A 2,124-nucleotide genomic window follows, 5' to 3' on the forward strand; every position below is an offset into this window, starting at 1 on the left:
GGATGGGGTCCGGCGGCACCGGGGTGCAGCAACGTGCCAGCTTCACCCAGACGTCGTCGACGCCGCGGACCACGACGCCGGAGTCCGAGTACCGGGTCTTGCTGACCTGGGCCGGGATGGACACCTCGGTGAGGTCGTCCTCGGGGGTGTCGTTGCCGCCGAGACTCTCGACGAGCCGTTCCATCACGGACTGGGCCGAGGTGTGGCCGTCGCCCACACCCGCGTAGAGCCCGGAGATATCTGTGTACTTGAAATCCTCGGCGATTGCGGCCAGGGCGTCGTGGGTCATCAGTCGTTGCAGCGGGAGGTTCTGCTTGCGCATGGCCTTGGTGAGCAGGTCCTTGCCGCGGTCGATCGCCTCTTCGCGGCGCTCCTTGCTGAACCATTGCCGGATCTTGTTGCGGGCACGGGCGCTCTTGACGAAGTGCTGCCAGTCCTGGCTTGGACCGGCGCCTTCGGCCTTGGACGTAAAGATCTCGACCCAGTCGCCGTGGTTCAGTTCGCTGTTGAGCGGGACAAGCTTGCCGTTGACCCGGGCTCCGATGGTCCGGTGCCCCACCTCGGTGTGGACCGCGTAGGCAAAGTCCACCGGCGTCGATCCGGCGGGTAGGGCCATGACCTCGCCCTTCGGGGTGAAGACAAACACCTCGCGGGCGTTGATCTCAAAGCGCAGGGAGTCGAGGAATTCGCCGGGATCGGAGGTCTCCTGCTGCCAGTCGACGAGCGACCGGAGCCAGCCCATGTCGCCGTCGCGCGGGCTGCCCGGCCCGGCCGCCGTACGGTTCGGCTGGTCCTTGTACTTCCAGTGCGCAGCGACACCGTATTCGGCGCGCCGGTGCATCTCGTGCGTCCGGATCTGGATTTCGACCGGTTTGCCGCCGGGGCCGATCACCGTGGTGTGCAGCGACTGGTACATATTGAATTTGGGCATCGCGATGTAGTCCTTGAACCGGCCCGGAAGCGGGTTCCAGCGCGAGTGCATGGCGCCCAGCGCGGCATAGCAGTCCCGCACCGAGTCGACCAGGACACGGACGCCCATCAGGTCGTTGATGTCGTCGAAGTCCTTATCGCGGACGATCATCTTCTGGTAAATCGAGTAGTAGTGCTTGGGCCGGCCGGTGATCGTGGCCTTGATTTTGGCCGCCCGCAGGTCCTCGGTGATCTGGTTGCGGATGACGGCGAGGTTCTTCTCCCGCTCCGGGGTCCGGTCCCCCACCATCCGGACAATTTCCTCGTAGACCTTGGGGTAGAGCGCGGCGAAGGACAGGTCTTCAAGTTCCCATTTGATGGTGTTCATGCCGAGCCGGTGCGCCAGCGGTGCGAAGATTTCCAGGGTTTCGCGTGCCTTGCGGGCCGAGGACTCGGCCGAGACAAAACGCCAGGTCCGGGCGTTGTGCAGCCGGTCGGCGAGCTTGATCATGAGCACGCGGATGTCCTTGGCCATGGCCACGACCATCTTGCGGACCGTTTCGGACTGGGCGGCCTCGCCGAAGCTGACCTTGTCCAGCTTGGTGACCCCGTCCACCAGCATGGCCACTTCCGGCCCGAACTCCCCTTTCAGGTCCTCCAGCGTGTAGGAAGTGTCCTCGACGGTGTCGTGCAGCAGAGCGGCCGCCAGCGTTGTCCCGCTCAATCCCAGCTCGGCCAGGATCGTCGCGACCGCCACCGGGTGGGTGATGTAGGGGTCGCCACTCTTGCGTTTTTGGCCGCGGTGGCAGCGCTCCGCCACCACAAAGGCGCGCTGGATCAGCTCGAAGTCATCCTTCGGGTTATTGGCGCGCACGGTGCGCAGCAGCGGCTCCAGGATCGGCGAATAGGCGGGCGTGCCGCGGCCGGTCAGGCGCGCCAGCCGTGAGCGGGTGCGTTCACGGCGGCCGGGGAAGGTCGGCCGGGTTCCGGAGTTGTCCACGGGCACGGCCGCGTCCGGGCGTCCGGCAGCCACCAGGCCGGTCTGCGACCCCTGGCCGGCACCCTTATCCGCCGGAACCGCAGGCGCCGGCGTCGAACGTTCTTCCAATGAAGCACCCCTCACAACCCGTTAATTATTCAAGTCTATTCCGCGCCGGGACACTTCGATAACCGGCCCCCAACGGCGACGGGCCGGAGACCGTCACAGGGACGTTC

Annotated in this window: 1 protein-coding gene; it reads right to left on the reverse strand. The window is 65.9% G+C overall.

What is annotated here, in order from left to right; translation table 11 throughout:
• Positions 1–2,017, reverse strand: a 2,017-nt coding sequence (locus AB4Y86_RS17485; protein ID WP_441403432.1) for a RelA/SpoT family protein, incomplete at its 3' end; no start/stop codon positions are given.
• Positions 2,018–2,124 lie beyond the last annotated feature (107 nt).

It is taken from the genome of Arthrobacter sp. 2YAF22_2, assembly GCF_052114645.1.
Taxonomy (GTDB): domain Bacteria; phylum Actinomycetota; class Actinomycetes; order Actinomycetales; family Micrococcaceae; genus Arthrobacter.